Genomic DNA, 25,212 nt, shown 5'->3' with positions numbered 1-25,212 from the left:
CCTTATGGACCAACGCTTTGACTATTTTGTGGTTTTTGCCGAAATGCGCACGGGCTCCAACTTTTTGGAAGCCAATATCAACGAGTTTGATGGGCTGACGTGCCACGGCGAGGCTTTTAACCCGCATTTCATCGGATATCCGAACAAAGATGCCATCCTTGGTGTCTCGCTTGAAGAACGCACGGCTGATCCGATGCAGTTGATCGAGGCGGTCAAAGCGGATCAGGGGCTGTCCGGGTTTCGCTATTTCCACAATCACGAACCGCGGGTGCTCGACGCCATTTTGAATGATCCGCGCTGCGCCAAAATCGTGCTGACCCGCAACCCGCTGGACAGCTACGTCAGCTGGAAGATCGCCAAGGCCACCGGCCAGTGGAAGCTGACAGATGTGCGCCGCCGCAAAGACAGCACCGTTCAGTTTGACGGCCCTGAGTTCAAACGCCATGTGGAAGAGCTGCAGGCGTTTCAGGTGCAGATCATGCGCGGCTTGCAGGTGAGCGGACAGACGGCCTTCTATGTGGCCTATGAAGATCTGCAGGATGTCGAGGTGATGAACGGGCTGGCGCGCTTCCTCGGCCATGACGGGGCGATTGAGGCGGTCAACAAGAAGCTCAAGCCGCAGAACCCTGCTGCGTTGTCGGAGAAGGTCGAGAACTTTGACGACATCCCCCGCGCGCTGTCAGAGCTGGACCGCTTCAATCTCAACCGCACCCCCAATTTTGAGCCGCGGCGCGGGGCGGCTGTGCCGAGCTATGTGGCCTGTGCCGTGGCCCCCTTGCTCTACCTGCCGATCAATTCCGGCCCGCAGGCGGCGGTGACGCGTTGGATGGCCTCGCTCGATCATGTGGCGGCCGATGGGCTCATCGAAAACTTCAGCCAGAAGACCCTCCGCCAGTGGAAAAAGGCCCACCGGCATCACCGCAGCTTCACGGTGGTGCGCCACCCGGTCGAGCGAGTGCATGCGGCCTTCTGTGAGCGTATTCTCGCGGCGGAAGACGGGGTCTACAAACAGATCCGCAACACGCTGCGCCGCGTCTACAAGATGCCAATTCCGAAGGATCCGCCCAAAGCGGATTATGGCCCTGAGGCGCATCGCGAGGCGTTTTTGGCGTTTTTGGGGTTTGTGAAGGCGAATCTGTTGGGTCAGACCAGTTTGCGCCAGGACGGTCATTGGGTCAGTCAGGCGGTGGCGATGAAGGGATTCGCCAATCTGGCTCTACCCGACATGATTGTGCGCGAGACCGAGATGGAGAGCTATCTCCCCGCGCTGGCGATGCAAGTCGGGCGGATGGATGCCCCTGACCCAGAGCCGGTGGATCCGGGCCATCCGGTGGCGCTGAGCGCGATCTATGACGATGAGATCGAGACGCTGGTGCGGGATATCTACAAGCGCGATTACATCACCTTTGGCTTTGACAACTGGCAATGAGAAACGCGCCTGCAGCGAAAGCTGAGGCGCGTGATCTTTGTTTGCAAAGCGGCCTGAAAATCAGGCGGCCTGCACCGTGTCACCTTCGGTCAGGATCGTGAATAGCGTGGTCGGATCCGGGTTCGCCCGAAGCTTGGCGCAGATCGCACTTTCCCGCAGTTTGCGGGACACTTTGGCAAGCGCCTTGAGGTGCTCCACGCCGGCTTCTTCCGGCGCAAACAACGCAAATGCGATGTCGATTGGCTGACGATCTACCGCGTTGAAATCAACAGGCTTTTCCAAAAGGATGAAGGCGCCAGCGACGCTTTCAAGCCCGTCGAAGCGCGCGTGCGGCAACGCCACCCCATGGCCCACACCTGTGGGGCCGAGGTTTTCACGTTCCTGCAACGCTTCAACAACGGTTTGTGCGTCCAACTGGTAGGCGGATTCGGCGAGATCGCCAAATTCCTGCAGCAAACGCTTCTTGCTTGAGGCGGCCGTCACAACACGTACCGCCTCTGGCTTGAGGATCGTAGAAAGGTCCATCTTGCCTGTATCTCCGGATCGGGCGCGAAACGCCCTCTCGCTTTATGTCTGCGGGTCGATCCAGCCTATGTTGCCGTCATCCCGGCGATAGACCACATTCAACCCAGCTTTACCTTCGTTCTTGAAGATCAGTACAGGCGAGCCCGCAAGTTCCATCTGCATAACAGCCTCACCGACGCTCAAAGATGGGATCTTTGTTTCCATCTCGGCAACGATCACAGGTTGTAGCGTATCCGGCTCTGCCTCATGTTCTTCAGCTTCAGGCGCGAGGATATACGAGGAAGCCCCCAAAAGTTCAACCGGTTCGACTCTTTCCTTATGGTGATCTTTCAGGCGGCGCTTGTATCGGCGCAGCTGTTTGTCCATTTTTTCGGCACAACCATCGAAGGCTGCATAGATTTCTGTCGCATGTGCCTTGGCCTGAGCGGTCAGCCCGGTGGACAGGTGTACGGTGGTTTCACACATATATTCATGTGCGTGTTTTGAAAAAGTGATTGTCGCGTCAGTCGGTCGGCCGGCGTATTTTTCTAAGACATCGCCAAGTTCGTTTTGGACATGAGTTTGCAAAGCATTGCCAACGTCGATGTGTTTTCCGGTGATCTGATAGCGCATCCTGTCTCCTTTTCGATGACATGTCGGACCACGAGCTTTATCCGCCCGTTATCAGTTAGGTCCGAATGCTGGTAATCGACATATGCGAACCTTGCTTCAGACCTGGCCTTGGTAAAAAGGCCGCTTTGGTATCAGCGGGGGTTTTAGCAAATGTCATACTCAGCATTTGAGTATTCCAACCGCTGAGAGTCAATGATCCAAGTCAAAATCGCGGTATTTTCAACGTGTGCGATCCCGTTTTGGCGGGCATTATCTCGCCCTGCCTGTGTTGCGGTGCGCTAGAAATCTTCAGGAAATAAAGGGGTATCGGCGCGTTTTATTCGCGATAGTATCAGCGCTGGCTGACCCTAGGAAATTCGGAAGTTTTCTCCGAGATAGACGCGGCGCACGTTTTCGTTTTCCACCACTTCTTCCGGTGTGCCGGACATCAGCACCTTGCCGTCATGCAGAATGTAGGCGCGGTCCACGATTTCCAGCGTTTCGCGCACATTGTGGTCGGTGATCAACACGCCAATACCGCGCTTTTTGAGGTCGGCCACCAGATGGCGGATGTCCCCGACAGAGATCGGGTCAACACCCGCAAAGGGCTCATCAAGCAGCAGGTACTTGGGGTCCGCCGCAAGACAGCGGGCAATCTCCACACGGCGACGCTCCCCGCCTGAGAGAGCCAGAGCAGGCGCGCGGCGCAAATGCTCGATGGAGAACTCAGAGAGCAGCTCTTCAAGCCGCTCACGGCGCTTGAGCCGGTCTTTGTGGGTGATGTCGAGAATGGCGGTGATGTTGTCTTCCACCGACAGGCCACGGAAGATCGACATTTCCTGTGGCAGGTAGCCGATGCCCAGCTTGGCGCGGCGGTACATGGGCAAGGTGGTCACGTCGCGCCCGTCGATGGTCACACGCCCCCCTTCAGGCACCAGCAGGCCCGCAACCGCATAAAATGTGGTGGTTTTGCCCGAACCGTTGGGGCCAAGCAGCGCAACAACCTCACCGCGCTGAAGTTCCATGGAAAAGTCGCGGATCACCACGCGCTTGCGATAGGCCTTGCGCAGGCTCTCGACGCGCAGACCGGAATCGCCGTCGGTCACAGAAAGGGTGGGTTTGGCCATGTCTTATTCCGTCTTCAGCACAGTTTTCACCCGCCCGGTCATGCGCGCGGTGTTGTTCTGAAGGTTGAGGACCATACGGTCAGCGGAGATGGTTGTGGCGGCCTGATTGACGGTCACGTTTCCGGTCATCACCACGTCACCGCTGTCGATGGAGTAAACAGCCTCATCCGCTTCGGCGGCGTCCGGCCCCTGCACCAGCAGTACGTTGCCCTGCGCCACAAGTTTGTCGATGCCGCTGTTGTCGGGCAGGTAATGCACGTTCACCTTATCCGCGGTCATGCGCATGTCCCCTTGGGAGATGTCCACATCCCCTTCAAACACGGCGCTGCCATCAGATTGGTTCACAGACAGGCTTTCAGCGGTGACCTCAACCGGCAGGCCGGTGTCCTGCTGGCTCTGGCCAAAGCCAAGCTGCAGCCCCTGAGCTGTACCGATTGCCGGCATAAGCGCCAGCACACCAATCAAAAGCGCGCGGTAAAGAAGCACAGGTCACCTCGTTGTCTTCTGCGGTGTGTATACCAGTCGCACACCTTTTGTGAAAAACAAATATATTTCATTGTTTTCGCCCGATGGGCGCAGGGCCATCCGGCCCGCCTGAAGCTCGCCCAGCGCACTTTCGGCTGTCACCTCACTGGTGGTGTCGGCACGAGCTTCTTCCAGACCAAATGTCATGGCCTCTGTCTGGATGGTGTAGCCGGTGGAGGTCAATATCTCCACGTCGCCATCCAATAACAGTTCTTGAAACCGGCCATCCATTTCGCCTTCTTTGGCGGTCACGGTGATCTCTGTGCCGCCGCCGATCGACAGCAACGCCCCGACATTCTGCGCAATGATGCGCGAGGGGTCTTCCGCGTCCGGATGGGCGGTTTCGGAGGTCACGGTGATATCGTGGCCATGATCGGTTTTGCCTGAGAAATAAGGCGCGGTGATCTGGCGATCCCGCAGCCTTTGTTCCAGATCGACATCCGCAAAGGGAATGGCGCCTTCCAGATCGACCTGTTTTGACACCAAAAACAGTGTCGACAACAGGCCAAGTGCCGCAAGCGGCAGCAGCACTTTGAGCCATGCCACAAGGGTGGAATATGTCAGGCGCCGTCGCAAATTGGATCAGCCCAGACCGGCACGCAGGCAGTCATGGATGTGCAGCAGCCCCGCAGGGGCGCCGTCGCCCTCGGGATCCACCACAAACAGACAGGTGATCTTGCGCTGGTTCATGATGCCAACAGCCTCTTCGGCCAGCGCACCGGGGGCAATGGTCTGCGGCGCGGCGGTCATGACTTCGGTTGCAGTGCGCTCCAGCAGGCCATCCATATGGCGGCGCAAGTCCCCATCGGTGATGATGCCGAGCAGTTTGCCCGCGTCATTGGTCACCCCAACCACGCCAAAGCCTTTCTGGCTGATCTCCAGAAGCGCATCGCTCATCGCGGTGTTTTCGGCAATCACCGGCAGGGCGTCGCCGGAATGCATCAGATCCCGCACGCGCGACAGCTGCGCCCCCAGCTTACCACCAGGGTGGAACTCGCGGAAGTTTTCCGGCGTGAAGCGGCGGTGCTCCATCAGCGCCACAGCCAGCGCATCGCCCAGCGCCAGCGTCATGGTGGTGGAGGTGGTTGGCACAACACCGGTGCCGCAGGCTTCCTGCGCCTTTGGCAGAATGAGGCCTATGTCACTTTGCTTGATAAGGGTGGAGTCCACACGGCTGGCAACACCGATGAGCGGAATGTTGAAACGGCGGGTATAAGCCACAAGGTCGGCCAGCTCCGGAGTTTCGCCGGAGTTGGACAGCACCAGCGCCACATCGCCCTGCGCCATCATGCCCAGATCGCCATGGCTGGCCTCTGCCGGATGCACAAAATGCGCCGGTGTGCCTGTGGAGGCAAAGGTCGCCGCAATCTTGCGCGCGATGTGGCCGGATTTGCCCATGCCGGAGATGATCACGCGGCCTTTGGCTGACAGCAGCAGTTCGACCGCGTCGCCGATCTCCGCTCCGAAGCTTTCGGCGAGCAGGCGCAGCGCTTCGGTCTCGATGGACACCACACGACGGGCGGTTTCCAGAAAAGTGTGCTTGTCGGCATCCGTCATGGGGCAGATCCTTTAGTGCGCAAAAATATCTTGTTCCGGCCAACCGGCCAGATCAAGGCGCGCGCGCATGGGCAGGAAGTCAAAGCAGGCCTGCGCCATCTCTGTGCGGCCTTCCCGCGCCAGACGCTCGTTCAGCTTGTCGCGCAGGGCATGCAGATAAAGCACGTCAGAGGCAGCATACTCGAGCTGTGCCTCGGTCAGGGTCTCCGCCCCCCAGTCGCTCATCTGCTGCTGTTTGGAGATATCCACACCCAGCAGCTCCTGCAGCAGGTTTTTCAGACCATGACGGTCGGTGTAGGTGCGCACGAGCTTGGAGGCGATCTTGGTGCAATAGACCGGCGCCGTCAGCGCGCCAAAGGCGTGGTACATCGCGGCGATGTCAAAACGTCCGAAGTGAAACAGCTTCAGGACATTTGGATCTTCGAGCATCTTTTGCAGGTTTGGCGCGCTGGTCTGGCCTTTGGCCACCTGCACCAGATGGGCGTTGCCATCCCCGCCGGACATCTGAATCACGCACAGCCGGTCGCGATGCGGGTTCAACCCCATGGTTTCACAGTCGATGGCCACAACCGGGCCAAGATCAAGCCCGTCGGGCAGGTCGTTTTGATAGAGGAAATTTGCCATAGGTGCCTCGAGTAATCGGATGCCAAGCACTTACGGCTTTCGCGTCTGTGTTTCAATGTTTTGCGGGGCGTACGTTTACAGAGTCTAAACTGCGGCCAAATGCGTTGATGACAGGGGTGCGACGCTTGGATCACGTCTTTACGAAGGTTTTTTGACGCCCTACATAGCGGATCATGGATTTTCGCACCCCGCTTTCTGTTGATGAAGAGCTTAAAATGCTTGTTGAATCCCGCGCCCGCGAGGCCGGGCCACGGGTTGAACGTGTGGAGCAGGGCGGGCAGGTGTTCTGGATCAAGCGCCCGGAAAAGCTGGATCTGCGGTTTCGTCTGCAAAAAGGAAATCCGGAAAAGGCCTTCATGCGGGAGCGCCAAGCCTATCATGAGATGAATGCGGTGCAGGCTCCTGTGCCACAGGTGGTGGCGGATGGTCCTGATTTTCTTGTGCTGCCGGATTGCGGTAAAGATCTGCGACAACGGCTCGGAGACGTTGGTAGCGGAGGTGAGGGGCGGGATCTTCTGCTCAATGCCAGTCAGTCGCTTGGCGCGTTTCACACCTTGGGCTTTGCCCATGGCCGCCCCAGCCCGAAAGACATGTGCCTTGTGGAGGGCAAGGTGCTGCTTCTGGACTTTGAGCGCTATCAGACCAAAAACAACACCCCCAAAGGGCAGGCGCGGGATCTGGTGATTTTCGCCTTCAATGTGGCGGCGAATTCGGCGCAGATGCGCCCGGCACTGGGAGGAGCAATGGCGGCCTACCGGAATGCTGCGCCCAGCGGTATCTGGGGCATGTCACAACAGTTGTGCCGGCGTCTGAAATGGGTCGACTGGCTGACAAAGCCGATCCAGATGCGCCCCGGAAACAGGTCGCGAGAGATCAAGGCGATCCCTTTTGTGATGGATTTGTTCCTCGCCGACGCCTGAGCGTTTTGGCTGAAAATGTCCTATGTTCACAATTGCATGAAGTGGACGATACCGCTGCGCCCTTGGCTTGACTGGCGCAAGTCTGACCACTTATGCGGAATGATATATTAAAGCCGGTCAATCCCAGACCGAAAGTATCAAGCTTCTGTCCGCGTCTGTCATGCCGCTGTCACTGCCTCAAGGTTAACTTGTTGCACAATTATGCAGCTCTCTGTGTGTGCTCTTTGGGGGGCATGGCGCAGCGCATTGCTGTTCTTTCCGAATTTGACCCATATGGAGGTTCGCGTTCCATGAATGTATTGAAGCTTTCCACTGCATTGCTGTGTGGCACCGCATTGGTTTTCCTGTCCGCCTGCAAGGAAGAAGGGACCACCGTCGCCGAGCCGGTTGTGCGCCCTGTCCTGTCGATGGTTGTGGCCGATGTTGAGTCGGTGCTGAAATCGACCTACCCGGGCCGCGCCATTGCGTTTCAGGAGCTGAACATCGGCTTTGAAGTGCCCGGCAAACTGTTTGCGCGCCCTGTCGAAGTGGGGTCTGAGGTCGCGGCAAATGATGTGCTCGCCATTCTGGACGCCAAACCCTACGCCGCGCAGGTGCGTGCGTTGGAGGGACAGCGCGCCGCTCTGATCGCCAATCTGGAGAACGCTAAGGTTGAGCTGACCCGCCGCGAGGCTCTGCTGGAAAACGACTTCGTGTCTCAGGCCAATGTCGATGATCAGATCGCTGTAGTGCGCTCCACCGAAGCCAGCATCGAAGCGGTCGAAGGCTCTCTGGATGGGGCGCGGCTGAACCTTGAGTACACCACCCTTCATGCGCCGTTCAGCGGACAGGTCTCTGTGACCTATGTCGACAACTTCCAGAACGTGAACGCCCGCCAGCCGGTGGTGCGCCTGCTGGACACATCCCGCATCAAGATGGAAGTGGCGGTGCCGGAGAACCTCATCAATCTGGAACCCTTTGTGGACAGCATCGAGGTGGAATTTGCCAGCCTGCCCGGCGTAAAAATTCCGGCGCAGATTGCTTATGTGGGGCATGAGGCCTCCACCACCACCCGCACCTATCCTGTGACCATCATCATGGACCAGCCAGAAGGTGATCACATCCAGCCCGGCATGGCAGGTTATGCGACCGCGAAAGTGCAGCTGCCTGACAACTGGGCCGAGACTGGTATACAGGTGCCTGCAGGCGCTGTGTTCTCCCCCAACAAATCCGCACCGGACGACACTTTTGTCTGGGTGATTGATCCGGACACGCTGACCGTGTCCAGCAAACCGGTTGAGGTGCGCGCGTTTAACGACCGCGGCCTGCTGGTGGATGGTCTGGTACAGGGCGACCGTGTGGTCACCGCCGGGGCCAACACCCTGACCGCAGGTCAGCAGGTGCGCCTGACCGAGGTTGAGGGGTAAGACCGATGTCGCTTGCTGCAACAGCGGTCAAGAACCGCACAGTCACATATTTTGCGCTGGCCCTGATCCTTGTGATCGGCGCGCTGTCCTACTTCCGGCTGGGCCAGCTGGAAGATCCCGAATTTACGGTGAAAACCGCGCTTGTGGTCACGCAATACCCCGGCGCCAGCCCCACAGAGGTGGAGCTCGAAGTCACCGATCCCGTTGAGGGCGCCATCCAGGAGCTGCCCGAGCTGAAGTTTCTGACCTCTTATTCCCACGCCGGTCTCTCGATTGTGAAGGTGGAGATCAAACAGGAATACTGGGCGGATCGCCTGCCACAGGTCTGGGACAAGCTGCGCAGTAAAATCGGCGATCTGAACGGCCTGCCTCCGGGGGCCGGAACCCCCAATGTCATTGATGACTTCAGCTTTGTGTATGGCTTTGTGCTTGCCATCACCGGTGACGGCTTCACCTATGCGGAGCTGGAAGAATACGTCAAAGACATCCGCAAAGAGCTGAACCTTGTGGAAGGTGTTTCCCGGGTCGAGACCTGGGGTCTGCAGCCCAAAGTGGTCTATCTGGAAGCCTCCGAGCAGCGTCTGCTGGATCTGGGCCTGTCCACACAGGATTTCATCGCCACGCTCAACCTGCAGAACCAGGTGGTGAACGCAGGCGCGCTGGAAATCAGCAACCGTCGCATGCGGGTGTCCCCGACCGGCGAATTTGAAACTGTGGAAGACATCGGAAGCCTGCAGCTGCGCAGCGGTCTGCAAGACCGTATCTTTGATGCGCTGGATGAGCTGGACACCGGCATTCCTCTGCCCATTGAGCGCACCTCCGAAGTGCTGCGTCTGCGTGACATCGCCGAGATTTCCCAAGGCTATCTGGAACCCGCGCTGACCGAGATGCGCTATGACGGCCAGCCCGCCATTGCACTCTCCATCGCCAATGTCTCCGGCGGCAATATCGTCGATACCGGCCGCAACCTTGATGAGAAACTGGCAGAGATCAACGCGACCCTGCCTGTGGGTGTGGAAATTCACCGTGTGGCTTGGCAGAGCGATCTGGTCACCACGGCGATCGACTCCTTTATCATCAACCTTGGCGAGGCGGTTCTGATCGTTCTGATCGTTGTGGCTGTCTTCATGGGCTGGCGCATGGGTCTGATCATCGGTGGCGCGCTGCTGCTGACCATTCTGGCGACCTTCATCGTGATGGTGGTGCTGAAAATCGACCTTCAGCGGGTGTCTCTGGGTGCGCTGGTGATTGCGCTGGGCATGATGGTGGACAACGCCATTGTGGTGGCCGACGGAATGGCCGCACGTCTGAAAGCGGGGATGGGTCGTGTGGAAGCGGCGGTCAAAGCTGCTTCAGAGCCGGGGATTGCGCTTTTGGGCGCGACCTTTGTGGCGGTAATGGCCTTTTATCCAATCTATGCCTCCACCACCAGCGCCGGTGAATATGCCGGATCGCTCTTTGTGGTGGTCGGCGTGTCGCTCCTGCTGAGCTGGGTCATTGCCATGACCATCACGCCTTTGATGTGCATCGACATGGTGAAAGCCCCCAACACCGATGGGGACCAGAGAGAGGCCGTGATCCTGCGCGTCTTCCGCGCTGCGCTGACCGCCTGTCTGCGGGCCCGTGCGCTCACCGCGCTGGTGTCTGTCGCGCTTCTGGCGACCTCGATCTATGGCTTCTCCTTTGTGGATCGCCTGTTCTTCACAGATGCGACACGTCAGCAGTTCATGGTGGACATCTGGGCCGAAGAAGGCACCACCATCGCCCATACCTCAGAGCTGGCCAAACGCGTTGAACAGCGCCTTGACGGTGATGAGCGCGTGGCCGGTGTGGCAACCTTTGTTGGCTCCGGTGGTCCGCGCTTCTACCTGCCGGTGGATCCGGAGTTCCCCTATGCGAGCTACGCGCAGCTGGTGGTGAACACCACGAGCCTTGATGTGGTGGATGATCTGATTGCGGATCTCGACCCATGGGTGGGTGAAGCCATCCCTGAGGCCATGGTGCGGGTGCGCAAATACACCGCCGGCCCGGGCAACACCTGGCCGTTTGAGGTGCGCTTCAGCGGGCCTGCCAATGCTGATCCGGAGGTCCTGCGGGATCTGGCGGAACAGGGCATGGCGATCCTGCGGGCCACCCCGCACGCCAAGGACATCCGCAGCGATATGCGCAACCGCGTGTCCAAACTGGTGCCGGAATACAATCAGGTGACGGGCATCTGGACAGGCACCTCGCGCAGCGACATCGCCAATGCCTCGCTTCTGGCTTACGACGGGGTGCCTGTGGGCCTCTATCGTGACAAAGAAGACATGCTGCCCATCATCCTGCGTCGCACCGAAGAAGAGCGACAGACCGTGGCGCGCGACTTTGGCAACATTCAGGTGACCCCGGCGTTCTCCACCAAGAACCTGCCCATGTCGGTTGTGACCGATGGCGTCTCGGTGGAGCTCGAAGACCCCACCATTGTGCGCTGGAATCGCCGCCGTGCGGTGGCCGTTCAGGCCAGCGCGCATGAGGTGACCCTGCCCAGCCTCGTGGAAGAGGTGCGGGCCGAGTTTGAGGCGATCGAGCTGCCAGCGGGCTATAAGATGGAATGGCGTGGCGAAACCTACAGCACGGCGGATTCTCAGGACTCCCTGAAGCCCGGCTCTGCCCCTGCTTTGGTGATCATGGTCTTTATCGTGGTGGCGCTGTTTAACGCCTTCCGTCCGGCCTTGGTGATCTTCACGGTGGTGCCCTTCGCTTTGATCGGGATCACCGGAGGCTTGCTGCTCTTTGGTCAGCCGTTCTCCTTCATGGCGCTGTTGGGGGCGATGAGCCTCGTGGGTCTGATGATCAAGAACTCCATCGTGCTTCTGGATGAGGTGAACGCCAATCTTGAGAAAGGCATGGATTCGCTCAATGCGCTGATTGAGGCCGCTGTGTCGCGTCTCAACCCGGTGCTGCTCGGGGCGGCGACAACGATCCTTGGGGTGCTGCCGCTGTTGCAGGACATCTTCTGGATCGCCATGGCCACCACAATCGCAGCGGGTCTGACCATCGGCACATTGATCACCATGTTCATGGTGCCGGTGTTCTACGCGCTGATGCATGGCATCAAAGCGGGCCGCAAAGCCTGATCCACGCGGCACCCATCCGCCGCAGGACAAATTGAACTGATCTTAAACCGTCCGGTGCCTTTGGGTGCCGGGCGGTTTTTTTGTGTGGCGACTTCTCACCTGTCTGCGCTAATTCACTGAGACAAATTCCGAGCTGGTGAACAGATAGGAGGATTCGCTTTCTCCCCCTACGCGGATTTTGATGATTAAATCGGGTGTCGTCTCTACTACCTCGTACTTGGTGCCAGGTGGGAGGATGCCGCATAGCCTTTGTTTCGTGAGGTAATCAAGCATCTGGTCCTCCCTGGAGGTGATCGCGTATACCAGCTTGGCGTAGTCATCAGGCGTCACACAGGCAGGCGCCTCGCCCTTCAGTATGTCAGCGTGGGCTGAGCCTGAGAGTAGCGCCGTTGTGATGCAGGCTGTTGCAATGGTCTTCTTCAAATTTCAGTTTCCTTATACGGCAGATCGCAGCCAAAAATAGGTGCCATTCCATGACTTTAGGCTAACAGTGACCTATCGTTCTGGGGAAGGTATTTGTGCCTCTGTAGGGCTTGTATCGCAGTTTTTATTGCGGATAGCGGAGCGGAAGACGTCGCAGTGCTGGGCGCAAAACACAAAAAACCGCAGTAAACTGCGGCGTTTTTGCGAACCAATTTTTCAGAAGAAAATTGGTGCCCAGAAGAGGCGGAGGTGAGCCTCTATTGGTTTATTAAGTTTTTGTTTTTCAACGATATAAAGTAGACATCGGTTCAGCATTGTAACCTCTTGTGTAACCTTTCTGATGGCTTAGTGAACAGCCTCATTCGGTGTCATTCAAAATGCTATTTTGCAAGTTGAACCCGTACTTCTATCCGAGAACAGTTCACCTAGTTGAACGGCTAGCTATTTTTGACGTTTAGTGAAGTCTTCCACTGTTCGGAAGGAGCCTACCTGAGATCTTACTGCTTCGGAGAAATCAAAGTATGCTGTAGCTATGCCTGAAGCCTGCCACTGTTCTTCTAAGTACTCTCTGAAGATTTTGGCCTTTTCCAAGCGATGATGGATGAAAAAGGAGCCCGCTACCTCAACTACCTTTTCACGGGCAACTTCGTCGAAAATTGGTGTGTCGATTGCCACCGCATCCAAGAAGCTAAAACTGCACATCCATTTTCTAACGTGGTACATACCTATCGAGGTTGCCCGATAGTGGAAGGTATCGGGTAGCACGCCTTCGTCCACCTCAATTTCTCTAAAATGCGCGTGAGGAGTTTCAACGAGCCTATTTCGGGCTAGTTTTCTAAGAGCATGTCTTATCTGGTCTTCTTCGAAACCTAGCTTTTGCATTTCTGCCGAAATTGCTTCGCCCATTACAAACCCATCGCGGTTGGCCACACCTGAGTTCGAATACAAAAAAGCTAGCAAAGCTGGCTTCAGAAAGTGTTCTCTTGGGTCCGCACTAGAGACATCAAAAACGTTACATGCATAAAGAGATGATTGAGGATTGTAGTGTGCATATTCACCTAGCAGGGCGTGTTTGGTGAACTCATGAAGCGGTACTTGATATCTGCCGGTGCGGCCCTCTATTTCAATGATTTTCTCTGACTCGACATTTGGGCTTCCGAAGAAGCTAGCAACCAGCTCAATCACTGATCTCGTATTACCGCCTGTGATATTTCCTAGAAACGCTTGGATATCTTGGTTGGAGCGAATTGATCTTAGTGTCGCTTTCAGAAAAAGTACTATCCCATCGAGACGGAAGCGGATTCCATCAAGCGATGCAAGTTGTTGTTTTCCCTCGGCAACTCGTATGGCAAATTGTAAGCGTTTTTGAATAACTTCGTCCGCAGGGGGGGGGGATATAGAAAACATTCGATTCTGATAACCAGACAGCGCACCACGTTTTTTTGAGTCGAAAAATGTACTGGGACGAAGGGCCACAAAAACGAGACAAGACCCACTTGCAGATAGCTCCTGCGCTATTAGAAAAGCTTGCTGCTGCGTTTCAAAGTTTCGCTGGTCGGCATTGTCCAGAACGATGACGATTTGCCGTTTTTGGCCGTGGCAGAGATGGGCTAAAGCGGCCTGAAGATTTGAAGCTCGTTCATTGATCAGCTCATTTAGGTAGTCGATCTTTCTCAATTGATATTGTGCCGGATCGAGTGACTTTAGGCTACCATTTGGACCTTCATCAAACTTACTTAGTGCTTTGTAGTGAGCAGATTTGGCAAAGTCTTCGGAATCTATGTTAATGGTGTATTGACTGCTCAGAAGCTCGACGATCTCTTGAACAATGAACTTGCGTAAGTCCGTCGCAATAGTGCCCTTTTGACCAAGGTTGATATGTAAAAAAATCGAGTCGTTCTTGTCATTTTCTTCCAGTTGAAAGGATAGGTTCTCAAAGAATGACGTCTTACCAACACCTACGTCGCCTAGCACCACTACAGGCCGCGTTGACAAAGTTGCACCAAGGTCAGCGTCTTCAAAAATTGGTTGCTCATTGTTCCATTCACGCTGAGCCCTCAGTTGCTTCGGCTCCGAGGAGTCAGGGGCGACGCGTCGATATCTATGTTTGATTATCTGTTTACTAAGTAATGTATGTCGATTGTTTGCTTCAACTGGGACATAGCAGTCTCTGTAAAAACTTCTGCGAACTTGTTGATTGTCTTCGATTTCTTCAAGTAGCAGGGTGGATAGTGTTCTAATGTTCTCTTGGAAGTCGCTTCTGTATCGATAACGAGTTGGATCGGGGATCGTCTCTGATGCCTTTGTGGGTATCCTCGGGGATCGATGGAGAGAAATATCGCGGTAAGCCCGATTTTCGGAAATACCCTCAGGGGAGAGAATTTTCCAAAGCAGGGGGAAATGATCCAAATAGTTTTGAAAGCCATCAAAAAAATAGCATTCGCCTTCCGAAGGCGCCCCATGTGGACTTACGGCCTGAAAGACTAGGAGTTGAGGGCCATTACAGACGATACCGAGTCTGGCTCCTTTCAACGCGCAATACTGCAAGCACTGATTGAAAGCAGAATTGAGTTCCTTTGAAGCCTCAAGCAATGGTGCAATTTTGCGAACTTGCATTCGTTGTCCGCCAGGCAGGTCACCGAAAGAAACTGCTTCACGCTTTGCTTCTAAAATGGCCTTTATCGGCGCGATGTCGCCAAGGAGATAGTCAATTCTTCCACCATCACCGTCTGGCTCTTCAACACGAATGTTGGGCACCTGCCAACCAAGGCACTCCTTTAGTAGTCGATCTATGAATTGGAACCTATTCTGAGCTTCATTCCACTCTTCACTGTCTTCAGGCCTGCTTTTAAGGATGTCCTGAAGCTTTTTGCGCCCTTCGGTCATCTCATGTTTAGACAGCATTCTTCCAACCAATCTGATCTCCTAAGTAATTTGGGCACATTCATGTTCTTAACGTCAACCTGAGACTATCGATCACGGGTTGGTCTTCGTGCCGACGGAGAGTGGATCATTCATTGTGAATCATCAAGGGGTAGATTTGAGCTTAAGAAAATCAGGCTTGGATTGCACACTGCTGTGTCAATGACCTCTCATATCTAAGACAATAATAAGCACCTAAACTGTGACCTTTTTTGAAGCCCTTTTTTGACACCCGCTACCCCTTCTAGCGATGTGAAAATTTTGATGTTTGGGGTTTAGAGCTGCCAAAGAACCTTGCCCTGCTGTCAGCATCAAATGGTGTCGGGATTGCATGTCAGTGGAGTGGGTTCAGACTTTTGGCAGACTGATTGTCACCACTCCTTAGACCCAAATGGCAGACAAGGAGAACACAACCATGCTGATTGGATATGCACGTACATCGACCCTAGAACAGATTGCCAGCCTAGCGACACAGAGAGAGTCACTGAAGGCGATTGGCTGTGAAAGGGTGTACGAGGAGCAGATAAGTTCAGTGGCTGTCAGAGAGGCCCTCAGTGACGCTATGAGCTTCTGTCGAGAGGGCGATACTTTGGTTGTCACAAAGCTCGATAGACTGGCTAGATCGGTGAAACATCTTGGCGACATTATTGAGGAACTGGAGGCCAAGAAAGTCGGACTAAAGATACTCAACATGTCCCTCGACACTTCGCACGCCACAGGAAAGCTGATGCTAAACGTGTTGGCTTCGGTAGCACAGTTTGAGCGAGAGCTGATGCTTGAACGGCAAAGAGAGGGCATTGCCAAAGCCAAAGCGGAAGGGAAGTACAGGGGAAGGCCAAGCAAGCTCGCCAAGCATCAACACAAAGTTCAAGCACTGTTGGAGGCAGGTCAGACGAAGCAACAGATAGCAGCGGCACTTCAGATTTCGGAGCGCTCTGTCTATCGCATTTGTAGTCGGATTCTGGATGCTCGGAGAACGGACACCGCAAAACAGAATCTTTCTCCTCAGGTAGACATTTAAACGACGCTGAGGCCGTCTGAGGAGCGTTCTGGCGCATGTTGAGGGACGCAGCCTTGTCTGTGTGCCCCAACCTCCCTCAACTTGGCTCTATGGAGTCACATTTCCAAATCCGTGTTCCATACCTGTACTTATAAGAAGGGAGATGGCGTCTTGTCGCTAAATTCCTTCATTCCCAAAAAACAAAACACTCCATTGGTCCTTGCGAAATCGAGGGTCTTTGAGCGTTGAAGCAATCCAAGAAAGTGCAAAATGTCTGAAACAATTCAGTGCATGACCTGTGAAACTGTCTTTGAGCGGTCAAGAAGGAACCAAAAATACTGTAGCGATAACTGTCGAAAGCGCTTCAGCAAGCGTAAGTCGAGGGCCTTTGCGAAGGAGCAAGGCGAAGCTGATCGAGACGCTGCAAGGGAACAAACGGTAAGGTATGATCGGTTGATGAGATGGACTGAGCTCCTTTGGACAACTCCACCGGATAGACGACTGGGATATGTCAAAGACTTGGTTGATCTAGCTCGATCTGGCGAAAGCAAATCACGTTCCCTCCTGACAAACAGATTTTATCTCTGCGCAGGCAGCGAGACGCTCATGCGTGTCCTTAACCGAGGGGATAAAGTGCTTTGCGGGTCAGTTTGTTACCTTGATACGAAGTCGCAAAAATACCATCGAGTCAATGACTACGCATCGTACCTTCTCTGGCTAAGGCTAACCAGTTATCCAAATATCGTTCAATCTGCCGAACTTTATTGCCAAAAATTCTGGGGTGCTTCGGTGTATCAAGTAGTCAAAGGTACTAAAGAGGGCCCAATCGAAGAACCTGAAACTGGTGAAATGATGGAGGGGACTTGTTCCTCTCCTCGTTATCAGAAACGCATAAATGGACAAAACGTCGTCATCATAGATATAAAGAAGACCTTGGTGGGATACCTTGGTTTGAAGCAAGCAAATGTGCCCAAAGAGCCGTTAGCTGAGCATTACCTTTTGGTCGGCTGAGAGCCCGCTTCGTCTGCACTGTTTACCTCAGTCTCAAGAACAATCTTCGACAAACAAATCGTTTTGCGCTCCATTGAGAACCCCTCTCCGTAAGATGCTCCAACGCCAGCATTTTTCCAGCCACAAATCGCATTCCTGAGCTCTTCGGGAGCACCTGTGTCTCTGAGTCGATCTTGAACACTATGGCGGAAGGAGTGCATCGTTTTTTTGCCTCCGTCCTTTGGACTGAATCTAATCAACCACTTATTCAAAGTAGCTGAGGCAGAGTCTGCCTTATGTTTGAAGGGGGTAGTCGAAAAGTTGATGTATTTCGGAAATAAGAAGCCATTCTTCTGGTGCTCTATTGCACGCTCTACAGCCCAACGCCCAGCGCCCACCAAAGGTACTGTTCGATTTGAGCCCTTTGTCTTCAGAGACCTGACTTCGTGCTCTACAACTTTGATGTAGGGATATTCACAATTCAAAAAAACATCTTCGGTTCTGAGACCAACTGCTTCAGCCAATCGTAAGCCGGACTCACTCAGCAGAGCGACAATCCACCTCTTGTCATCATCGATCTCACGGCATGCTGATTGGATTGCTAAAATCTCTTTGGTCGTAAAGGGCTCCCTTGCAGTTACGTCTTTACCTAGGCCAGCAATTAAGATGGCTTCGAAGATACCTTTGTCTTCCAGTTCATGTTCTCTGGCAACTGTCCTGAAGACAGGGCGAATGTCGTTTAGTCGCCTCTGAACGGTCGATGTGGTGTTTCCCTTCGCCAACAAGTGATCTCTGAAGTCGTTGGCATTTTGTCGTGTGTATCTTGTTATAGGCAGGTCGCCAAAAAGGGATGCGAAATCGTTGACCACCTTTGCTCTGGTTTTACCCTGACGGCTCTGAGGGTCTTCGCCTTTGATCGATTGATACTCTGTCAGTGCTTCGGAAAGCAGTAGGGGTGGTTTGCTATTGTTGTGTAGCAGTTCAGCGGCTCTGTGGTGCACCGTAGGCAGTTGGTCTTGCCAGTTATTATCAACTACATCTGGATGGGTTCCGGCTTGAAAGTGCAACTCATCCAAAAAGCGCCCGTAGTGTGCGTTTTCAGTGTCCAGCCTATCCCCTTGGTACGGAGCAAAACCAAAGCTATCCAACAGTGCAATAGCTGCGGCATCCACATCCTTAGTGGTTTCGAGTTCTCCGCTGCGCAGATTCTTCCATAGTGCTTCTTGTTCAAGGGCCATTTGGTTGGCCTTTTGGGCGGCTTCAGATTGGTTCTTGGTCTTTAGAGAAACAAACATCACACCAGCCTTGTTTAGGTTGGGATAGTGACGTTGGACATCCTCAGGAATGCGTCTCCGAAAATACCAAACTCCCCCCTTTTGCTTTTGGTGCAGGTATTTAACCACGATCTGGAAGGCTCCGTATTCAGCTACAACTAGAGGCACTGTGTACCTCCCTGTGTAACCTCAGGAGCGGCGTACGTGGTTCTAACACGTTGATAGTAAACATATTTTGGGAGAACCAATGGTGCCCAGAAGAGGACTCGAACCTCCACGTCCATACGGACACTAGCACCTGAAGCTAGCGCGTCTACCAATTCCGCCATCTGGGCACGGGTTGGTGAGGCAGGCATTTAGACCTGTGCGGGGGGGGTGTCAACGCGATTCTGGAAGTTTTTTAAAAAATCTCACCGGCGCGTTTGCGGAATGCGGATCGGGTCGCGCAGCGATCTGTTGCAAAGGCTCTAATTGACTGGGTTTTCTTGTCGCGGAGCCCGCCTTGAAGCTTGTTCGGAATCAGCCTGAACGATATTTCTTTCGGGAAGGCTCGGTAAGCGGAGGTCCCACCATGTCCAAACTTGTCACCATTTTCGGCGGTTCTGGTTTTGTGGGGCGTCATATTGCGCGGCGGATGGCCAAAGAAGGCTGGCTGGTGCGTGTCGCGGTGCGTCGCCCCAATGAGGCGATGTTTGTGAAACCCTATGGCTCCGTGGGCCAGGTCGAGCCGGTGTTCTGCAATGTGCGCGACGATGCCTCTGTGAAAGCGGCGCTGCTGGGCTCTGATGCGGTCGTAAACTGTGTCGGCATACTGGCGGATCGCGGCAAGAACACCTTTGATGCGGTTCAGCATGAGGGGGCTGAGCGCATTGCCCGCATCGCGGCGGCGGAAGGCGTGGCACGTATGGTGCAGCTCTCAGCCCTTGGTGCGGACAGCGACAGCGCCAGCCAATACGCCCGGACCAAAGCCGCAGGCGAAAACAGCGTGTTGCAGCATATGCCCAACGCGATGATCCTGCGCCCTTCGGTGATCTTTGGGCAGGATGATGAATTCTTCAACCGCTTTGCCTCCATGTCGCGCATGGGGCCGGTGCTGCCGATCATGGGCGGCGACACCAAGTTCCAGCCGGTCTATGTGGATGATGTGGCTCAGGCGGCTGTGATGGGCATCACAGGCGACGTCAGCGGCATCTATGAACTGGGCGGGCCGGAAGTGAAAAGCCTGCGCGGCTGGATTGACGAGATGCTCACGGTGATCCACCGCCGCAAACTGGTGCTGAACCTGCCTTTTGGTGTGGGCCGCCTGATGGCCTTTGGGTTTGGCCTTCTGCAAAAGCTGACGCTGGGGCTGTGGCACAACTCGGTGATCACCGCAGATCAGTTGATCCTGCTGCGCAGCGACAATGTGGTGTCTGAAGGGGCGCAGAGCTTTGAGACTCTGGGCATTACCCCCTTGGCGCCCGAAGCGGTGATGGCTGACTACCTCTGGCGGTTCCGCCCCTCCGGCCAATATGACGCCATCAAGGATTCCGCACGCAATCTGAAAGTTTGAGGCCACCTGTCCCAAAGGCATATGTCGGCACAGCAAAAAGGCGCCCTTGGGCGCCTTGGTCGATTGCGGATGTTGAGGGGGCGGCGGTTTAGGCGACCTCCACCCAGTCTTCATCCTGCGCGCGCTCGGCCTCCTCGCTGGCCGCTGCCTGCAGGATAAACCCGTTCACCAGCTGCGACATGGCCTCTGTGTCACGTTGCATTGAGCCCATCGCGGCGGCGGTCTGTTCCACCATGGCGGCGTTTTCCTGCGTCACGCTGTCAAGCTGAGACAGCCCTTTGGCGATCTCGGTCAGGCCGCTGGACTGCTCGCGCGCAGAGGTGGCGATTTCCGAGCTCAGGCTGGCGGCCTGTTCCACGTCAGAGACAATGGTGCCAAGCGCTGAGCCTGCGCGGTCCACCAGCTCCACACCACGTTCCACAAGGTCGTTGGTGTCTTTGATAAGGTCACTGATCTGCTGTGCGGAATCGGCCGCACGCTGCGCCAGACTGCGCACCTCCGAGGCCACCACGGCAAAGCCGCGACCGGCATCCCCCGCGCGTGCCGCTTCGACGCCTGCGTTGAGCGCCAGCAGGTTGGTCTGAAAGGCAATCTCGTCGATCAGGCCCGAGATGTCGGAGATCTTGGCAGAGGCTTCGGCAATCTCGCGCATGCAATGCACGCTTTCCAGCACCACGCTGTGGCCGCTTGCGGCGTTGGAGCGGGTGGCGGAGACCACGCGGTCCGTGTCTGAGGTGGCGGAGGTGGAGGCCTGCACGCTGGCGGTGATTTCATCCACCGAATGCGCGGTTTGCTCCAGCGTGGCGGCCTGCGCCTCGGTGCGCCGCGCAAGGCTGTCTGCGGAGTCGTTGACCTCGGTTGCGGTCAGGTCGAGATCCACCGTCGCATCCTTGATGGTTCTGATGATATCGCCCATCGTCAGCATGAGATCGTTGAAATCGATACGCAGCTCGTTGAAACGCGCCGGATAGTCGCTTTCTTCCGGGCTTGGAATGGGCTGGGACAGGTCTTTGTTGGCCATACGCGACATGGCGGCATTCAAATGGCTCATGGCCTGTTCCCGCTCCGCCCGCTGTGCAGTGAAGTAGGACTCAATCACCAGATTTGTGTCGAGCGCAAAGGCACGGGCCAGCGCGCCAAGGGCGCGGCTCGGATCTTCGCTGCGGCGGCGCAACCACGAACCGCTGAGCCGCTTCAGAAGCAGGCTCTGAATATGGGTTGAGGCGCGCGCGTAACCTGAGAGGTAGAAATCAAACGGCAGCTGGATGCGGTAATGCACCTGACCGATGGTTTCTGCGGATTTAAGGTAGGCCGGTTCAAATTCCCCGCTTAACAGCATTTCCCAATGCTCTTTCTGGCGAGTGCGCGCGTGGTTGAGGATATCCTCTGTGGGGAAGAACCTGGCCACTTCCGCTTGGTTTATGGCGAAGGTGTAGAAGTCCTCCAAGACATTATCAAGCAGTGGCGTGACGATGCGTCCGGCGTGTTTGAGAGCTTCTAGATCTGCGCCAGTGAGTGAAAAATGTTCGAGCTGTGCTGAGATATTTGTAGTCATGTCATCTATTCATCGTGCTGTGCGAGGATGACATAAGCGGCCCAAATCCTAAGGAGCTGTATAGGATTTCCAAACTGCACGGTTCAGTCTTTGCCGCTCTCAGTTTTGCAAAACATATCTGGAAAATACATATATTTCAGTATGATAATTTTTATCGACGATAAAAGGTGCAGCTCGGAAACCCAATTGGAAGCAAGGTGGCCTTAGGGCCTTAATAAACAAGTGGTTTAGATCGATGTCTTACAAAAAACACCTTAGGGTTGCGAAAAAAGATGGATAATAGTCGCAATCGTTATTTCTGCTGTTTTCGCCAACCTACTCAGAAGTATAGGCGGGGATGAAAGTGCATAAAATTTTATGCACCTCCCACCCGACGCAAAAGGTATTGATTAATCAGCGGATTTTTCTTTCAGCGCTTTTTCGATTTCGGCCAAACGACTCAAGACCTCATCGCGATAAGTGCCGGTTTCCGCCTCTGCTTCGACGTGATGGGCGTCCTGCATGGAATTTACCACCAGACCAACCACAAGGTTGAGCACCACAAAGGTGGTCAGCAGGATAAACGGCACAAAGAACATCCACGCATAGGGGTAGATCTCCATCACCGGGCGCACGATGCCCATGGACCAGCTTTCCAGCGTCATGATCTGGAACAGCGAGTAGCCGGATTTGCCCAGCGTACCGAACCAATCGGGGAAGGCGGTGCCAAAGAGTTTGGTGGCCATGACCGCGCCGATATAGAAGATCAGCGCCATCAGCAGAAAGACCGAACCCATGCCGGGCAGGGCGTTGATCAGCCCCTCAATCACCCGCCGCAGCGATGGCGCGACCGAAACCACACGGAGCAGACGCAAAATGCGCAGCGCCCGCAAGACCGCCAGCCCCTGCGCCGCCGGCACCAGCGCAATCGCAACAATCACGAAGTCAAAGACGTTCCAGCCGTCGGTGAAAAACCGGCCGCGCTGCACATAGAGTTTGGCCGCGATCTCGCCGACAAAGATCGCCAGACAGAGCCCATCCAGGGTGATCAGCAGCGGACCCATGGTCTCCATCAGCGGTTTGGAAGTCTCCAGACCCAGAATGACGGCATTGAAAAGGATCACGCCAAGGATGGCGTTCCGAAAGGTCGGGCGCTCGATGATGGCGCCGATTTTGTCACGAAGGCTCATGAAGTTGGTCTCAAGGTTGCGCGTGAAAGACTGTCACGCGCTTTCATATGGGAGGGGCGTGGGGTTTCGCAACCCGCACGCCCCTGAGGAGATTGGTAAAGTTGGGCGCAGGGCCTCTTGGTCCTAAGCTGCGCGTTACGGTTTCCAGCCCGGAGGGCCAAACAGGCGGCCAAACAGCTCGCGCCCGGATTTGGCGCGGGTGATGTCACGCCACAGGGCGGGCAGCTCGGAGAACCAGACTTTCACCGGGTTCTGGCTGTCAAAGTCGGTGGTCAGCCCATAGCGCGGACGCTCCTCTTCCACTTGAAAGCTGCCAAAGATACGGTCCCAGATGATCAGGATACCGGCATAGTTCTTGTCGATGTATTTGTCGTCACAGCCATGGTGCACGCGGTGATGGGACGGCGTGTTCAGCACCCACTCCAGCGGACCAAGCTTGCCGATCAGCTCCGTGTGCAGCCAGGTCTGATAGGCCAGTACAAGGATCACGGACCCCAGCACCAGATCCGGGCTGAAGCCGACCAGCACCATCGGGACATGGGCAATGAAGGACCATAGGCTTTCCAGCGGGCCAAAGCGCACCGCTGTGACGATGTTGTAGTCGCGGCTGGAGTGGTGCACGGCGTGCTGGGTCCACAACAGGCGCACGCGATGGGCGATGCGGTGCTCCCAATAATAGGTGAGGTCCGCAAGCAGAACGGCGGCCACAATCCAGGGCCAGGTTGTCGGCAGATGCCAGCTCACCACCGTGTCGCTGAACACATAAAGCCCCACATAAAGCGCCGTCATCATGCTGGCTTCCACCAGAATGTAAGGCACCTGTGTGGAGGCGCTGGCGAGCATCTCAAGCCAAGTTTTGCCTTTCAGCGACCCTTTGAACCAGGCTTCCGCGATCTCGATCACCAGAATGGCGATGCCGATGATGAAAAACACCTCATCGACCTGTTGGGCGAGCTCCATAAAGCGTTCAGGTAGCATCATCTGTCTCCTTTCGTGTTAGGCTCAGGCCGGATGTGAGGGTGCGCCATGTGAGCGCGGCGGCCTCCTCTGCGGTGGCGTCGCCGTCGCGCACAACCGCCCAAGCGGCATAAGTGAGCGTCTCAAAGGCCTGCACAATCCAGGCCGTGGGCACAGCAGCGTCAAAGCCGCCCTCTGCCTTGGCGGCCTCGACCGCCTCTGCCAGCTCCTCAAGCTGCCGGGTGTAGGCAGCCAGAACCTCCGGCACATGGTCCAGCGGCTCATTGGCGAGAAACATCTGCCGGTCTGCCAGCGGGATCATCGCCTCAAGGCTCAATCGCAGCGCCTCGGTGTGGCTTTCGGCATCCTGTGTTTTGGCCTCAATCGCGGCATCCAGCTCTTTCATGGCGGCCATGGCCAACGCGGCCATCAGCTCTTCGCGCCCTTTGTAGTGGCGATGCAGCGTGGCCCGGCCGATCCCGGCCTCATCCGCCACATCCTGCAATGTGGCCGTGGGGTTAGCGGAAAAGACGGTAAAGCCCGCCTCGATGATTTTGGTGTCTGTGCCATAAGTCATGAGACATAGATGTCTCATTTTTGGCGGATGTCAAGGGAGACCCAAAAATGCGCATTTTTCGGGTCGCTCTATGACAAAGCTCGGCCTAGGGTGAGCGCAAGATGAGGAGATGCGCCATGAACGACATGACCGAAGGCTATCATTACAATGTCATGCGCCGCGCGATCGAGCTGATTGATCAGGGCGGCGAAACCATGTCTCTTGAACAGCTTGCCCAAGCGATGGGCATGAGCCCCGCGCATTTCCAGCGGCTGTTCACGCGCTGGGCCGGGGTCTCTCCCAAACGCTTCCAGCAATATCTCACCCTCGGCCATGCCAAAGTGCTGCTGCACGAGCATTTCACCACGCTGGACACGGCCAATGCCGTTGGCCTGTCCGGCTCCGGCCGCCTGCATGATCTCTTTCTGCGCTGGGAGGCGATGAGCCCCGGCGATTACGCCAAACGCGGCGAGGGGCTGACGATCTATTGGGGCTGGTTTGACAGCCCCTTTGGTCTCTCGCTGGTCACCGGCACTGAAAAGGGCATCTGCGGCATCGGCTTTGCGGCTGAGACGGGGGAGGCGGAAACCATCGAAGATCTCTTCTCTCGCTGGCCCAAGGCCAATTTTGTCGAAGACCCGATGTTTTTGCGCCCCTGGGTGCTCGCCGCCTATCAGGCAGAGCGGGCCGAACTGGAAAAGGTGCCGGTCTATATGATCGGCTCGGCGCTGCAGATCAAAGTCTGGGAGGCGCTGATGCGCATTCCGTCGGGCGAGGTCACGACCTATTCCGAAATCGCGCGGGTGATTGGCAAGCCCAATGCTGTGCGCGCCGTGGGCACTGCGGTGGGGCGCAATCCAGTGAGCTGGCTCATCCCCTGCCACCGCGCCATGCGCAAATCCGGCGGTTTGGGTGGCTATCACTGGGGCCTGCCGGTAAAACGGGCGCTGCTGGCTTATGAAAGCGCACGCGCCGAGGCCTGAGCAGCGCGTTC

The 25,212-nt window shown here is 55.8% G+C and carries 22 protein-coding genes and 1 tRNA gene; 8 read left to right on the top strand and 15 right to left on the bottom strand.

Going from position 1 to position 25,212, the window contains the following annotated elements:
* Nucleotides 1-4 precede the first annotated feature (4 nt).
* Nucleotides 5-1,429 (top strand): sulfotransferase family 2 domain-containing protein, encoded by a 1,425-nt coding sequence (locus J7399_RS07165; protein ID WP_209084976.1) that lies wholly within the window; start codon nucleotides 5-7, stop codon nucleotides 1,427-1,429.
* 60 nt (nucleotides 1,430-1,489) lie between these two features.
* On the opposite strand, the gene J7399_RS07160 is transcribed toward J7399_RS07165, so the two are convergent.
* The 7 genes from J7399_RS07160 to J7399_RS07130 form a co-directional block, all read right to left on the bottom strand.
* Nucleotides 1,490-1,954, bottom strand: a complete 465-nt coding sequence (locus J7399_RS07160) for a PTS sugar transporter subunit IIA (protein ID WP_209057914.1) — start codon at nucleotides 1,952-1,954, stop codon at nucleotides 1,490-1,492.
* A gap of 42 nt (nucleotides 1,955-1,996) precedes the next feature.
* On the bottom strand, nucleotides 1,997-2,566 hold the full coding sequence (gene raiA / locus J7399_RS07155; protein ID WP_209057912.1) for a ribosome-associated translation inhibitor RaiA: 570 nt from the start codon (nucleotides 2,564-2,566) through the stop codon (nucleotides 1,997-1,999).
* 347 nt (nucleotides 2,567-2,913) lie between these two features.
* Complete coding sequence (gene lptB, locus J7399_RS07150; protein WP_209057910.1) at nucleotides 2,914-3,672, bottom strand: LPS export ABC transporter ATP-binding protein; 759 nt, start codon at nucleotides 3,670-3,672, stop codon at nucleotides 2,914-2,916.
* A 3-nt stretch (nucleotides 3,673-3,675) separates the two neighbouring features.
* Entirely contained in the window at nucleotides 3,676-4,158 is a 483-nt protein-coding gene (gene lptA, locus J7399_RS07145; protein WP_348539444.1) for a lipopolysaccharide transport periplasmic protein LptA, read from the bottom strand.
* A 3-nt stretch (nucleotides 4,159-4,161) separates the two neighbouring features.
* The gene (lptC, locus tag J7399_RS07140) at nucleotides 4,162-4,773 is read right to left on the bottom strand and encodes an LPS export ABC transporter periplasmic protein LptC (RefSeq protein WP_209057908.1); all 612 of its coding nucleotides are present in this window, start codon (nucleotides 4,771-4,773) and stop codon (nucleotides 4,162-4,164) included.
* A 6-nt stretch (nucleotides 4,774-4,779) separates the two neighbouring features.
* Nucleotides 4,780-5,754 carry a KpsF/GutQ family sugar-phosphate isomerase gene (locus J7399_RS07135; protein WP_209084974.1) on the bottom strand — a complete coding sequence of 325 codons (975 nt, stop codon included), beginning with the start codon at nucleotides 5,752-5,754 and terminating at the stop codon, nucleotides 4,780-4,782.
* A 12-nt stretch (nucleotides 5,755-5,766) separates the two neighbouring features.
* The gene (locus tag J7399_RS07130) at nucleotides 5,767-6,378 is read right to left on the bottom strand and encodes a ribonuclease D (protein WP_209084973.1); all 612 of its coding nucleotides are present in this window, start codon (nucleotides 6,376-6,378) and stop codon (nucleotides 5,767-5,769) included.
* Between the two features lie 215 nt (nucleotides 6,379-6,593).
* On the opposite strand from J7399_RS07130, the gene J7399_RS07125 reads away from it, so the two are divergent.
* From J7399_RS07125 to J7399_RS07115, 3 genes are all read left to right on the top strand, one after another.
* The gene (locus J7399_RS07125) at nucleotides 6,594-7,298 is read left to right on the top strand and encodes a hypothetical protein (RefSeq protein WP_209084972.1); all 705 of its coding nucleotides are present in this window, start codon (nucleotides 6,594-6,596) and stop codon (nucleotides 7,296-7,298) included.
* A 290-nt stretch (nucleotides 7,299-7,588) separates the two neighbouring features.
* Nucleotides 7,589-8,704 (top strand): efflux RND transporter periplasmic adaptor subunit, encoded by a 1,116-nt coding sequence (locus J7399_RS07120; RefSeq protein ID WP_209084971.1) that lies wholly within the window; start codon nucleotides 7,589-7,591, stop codon nucleotides 8,702-8,704.
* A 5-nt stretch (nucleotides 8,705-8,709) separates the two neighbouring features.
* A complete protein-coding gene (locus J7399_RS07115) occupies nucleotides 8,710-11,820 on the top strand; it encodes an efflux RND transporter permease subunit (RefSeq protein WP_209084970.1) in 3,111 nt (1,036 codons plus the stop codon).
* 108 nt (nucleotides 11,821-11,928) lie between these two features.
* Here the strand turns inward: J7399_RS07115 and J7399_RS07110 are convergent, their stop codons facing one another.
* Entirely contained in the window at nucleotides 11,929-12,243 is a 315-nt protein-coding gene (locus J7399_RS07110) for a hypothetical protein (protein ID WP_209084969.1), read from the bottom strand.
* A 441-nt stretch (nucleotides 12,244-12,684) separates the two neighbouring features.
* Nucleotides 12,685-15,159, bottom strand: coding sequence for an AAA family ATPase (locus tag J7399_RS07105; protein ID WP_209084968.1), 2,475 nt, complete (start codon nucleotides 15,157-15,159; stop codon nucleotides 12,685-12,687).
* Between the two features lie 421 nt (nucleotides 15,160-15,580).
* Here J7399_RS07105 and J7399_RS07100 point away from each other — a divergent pair, with 421 nt between their 5' ends.
* Nucleotides 15,581-16,186 carry a recombinase family protein gene (locus J7399_RS07100; RefSeq protein WP_209084966.1) on the top strand — a complete coding sequence of 202 codons (606 nt, stop codon included), beginning with the start codon at nucleotides 15,581-15,583 and terminating at the stop codon, nucleotides 16,184-16,186.
* Nucleotides 16,187-16,771: 585 nt separating this feature from the next.
* Complete coding sequence (locus J7399_RS07095) at nucleotides 16,772-17,176, top strand: hypothetical protein (RefSeq protein ID WP_209084964.1); 405 nt, start codon at nucleotides 16,772-16,774, stop codon at nucleotides 17,174-17,176.
* Here J7399_RS07095 and J7399_RS07090 read toward each other — a convergent pair.
* Entirely contained in the window at nucleotides 17,158-18,597 is a 1,440-nt protein-coding gene (locus J7399_RS07090) for a DUF6538 domain-containing protein (RefSeq protein WP_209084962.1), read from the bottom strand. The two genes, J7399_RS07095 and J7399_RS07090, sit on opposite strands and share 19 nt — an antisense overlap.
* A gap of 80 nt (nucleotides 18,598-18,677) precedes the next feature.
* Nucleotides 18,678-18,764 (bottom strand) — tRNA-Leu (locus tag J7399_RS07085).
* A 236-nt stretch (nucleotides 18,765-19,000) separates the two neighbouring features.
* Between J7399_RS07085 and J7399_RS07080 the strand changes: the two genes are divergently transcribed.
* Nucleotides 19,001-19,981, top strand: a complete 981-nt coding sequence (locus J7399_RS07080) for a complex I NDUFA9 subunit family protein (RefSeq protein ID WP_209084961.1) — start codon at nucleotides 19,001-19,003, stop codon at nucleotides 19,979-19,981.
* An 88-nt stretch (nucleotides 19,982-20,069) separates the two neighbouring features.
* Here the strand turns inward: J7399_RS07080 and J7399_RS07075 are convergent, their stop codons facing one another.
* From J7399_RS07075 to J7399_RS07060, 4 genes are all read right to left on the bottom strand, one after another.
* Entirely contained in the window at nucleotides 20,070-21,536 is a 1,467-nt protein-coding gene (locus J7399_RS07075; RefSeq protein WP_209084960.1) for a globin-coupled sensor protein, read from the bottom strand.
* A 389-nt stretch (nucleotides 21,537-21,925) separates the two neighbouring features.
* Entirely contained in the window at nucleotides 21,926-22,705 is a 780-nt protein-coding gene (locus J7399_RS07070) for an ion transporter (RefSeq protein ID WP_209084959.1), read from the bottom strand.
* Between the two features lie 135 nt (nucleotides 22,706-22,840).
* Nucleotides 22,841-23,683: a sterol desaturase family protein gene (locus J7399_RS07065; RefSeq protein WP_209084958.1), complete on the bottom strand. Its 843-nt coding sequence runs from the start codon at nucleotides 23,681-23,683 to the stop codon at nucleotides 22,841-22,843.
* Complete coding sequence (locus J7399_RS07060) at nucleotides 23,673-24,239, bottom strand: TetR/AcrR family transcriptional regulator (protein ID WP_209084957.1); 567 nt, start codon at nucleotides 24,237-24,239, stop codon at nucleotides 23,673-23,675. The genes J7399_RS07065 and J7399_RS07060 overlap by 11 nt, the downstream gene beginning before the upstream one ends.
* A 116-nt stretch (nucleotides 24,240-24,355) precedes the next feature.
* Between J7399_RS07060 and J7399_RS07055 the strand changes: the two genes are divergently transcribed.
* Nucleotides 24,356-25,201, top strand: coding sequence for a bifunctional helix-turn-helix domain-containing protein/methylated-DNA--[protein]-cysteine S-methyltransferase (locus J7399_RS07055; protein WP_209084956.1), 846 nt, complete (start codon nucleotides 24,356-24,358; stop codon nucleotides 25,199-25,201).
* Nucleotides 25,202-25,212 lie beyond the last annotated feature (11 nt).

This window comes from Shimia sp. R9_1 (assembly GCF_017743775.1).
GTDB lineage: Bacteria > Pseudomonadota > Alphaproteobacteria > Rhodobacterales > Rhodobacteraceae > Shimia.
The sequence above is the reverse complement of the archived record's forward strand: the minus strand, read 5'-3'. Positions and strand labels throughout refer to the sequence as shown.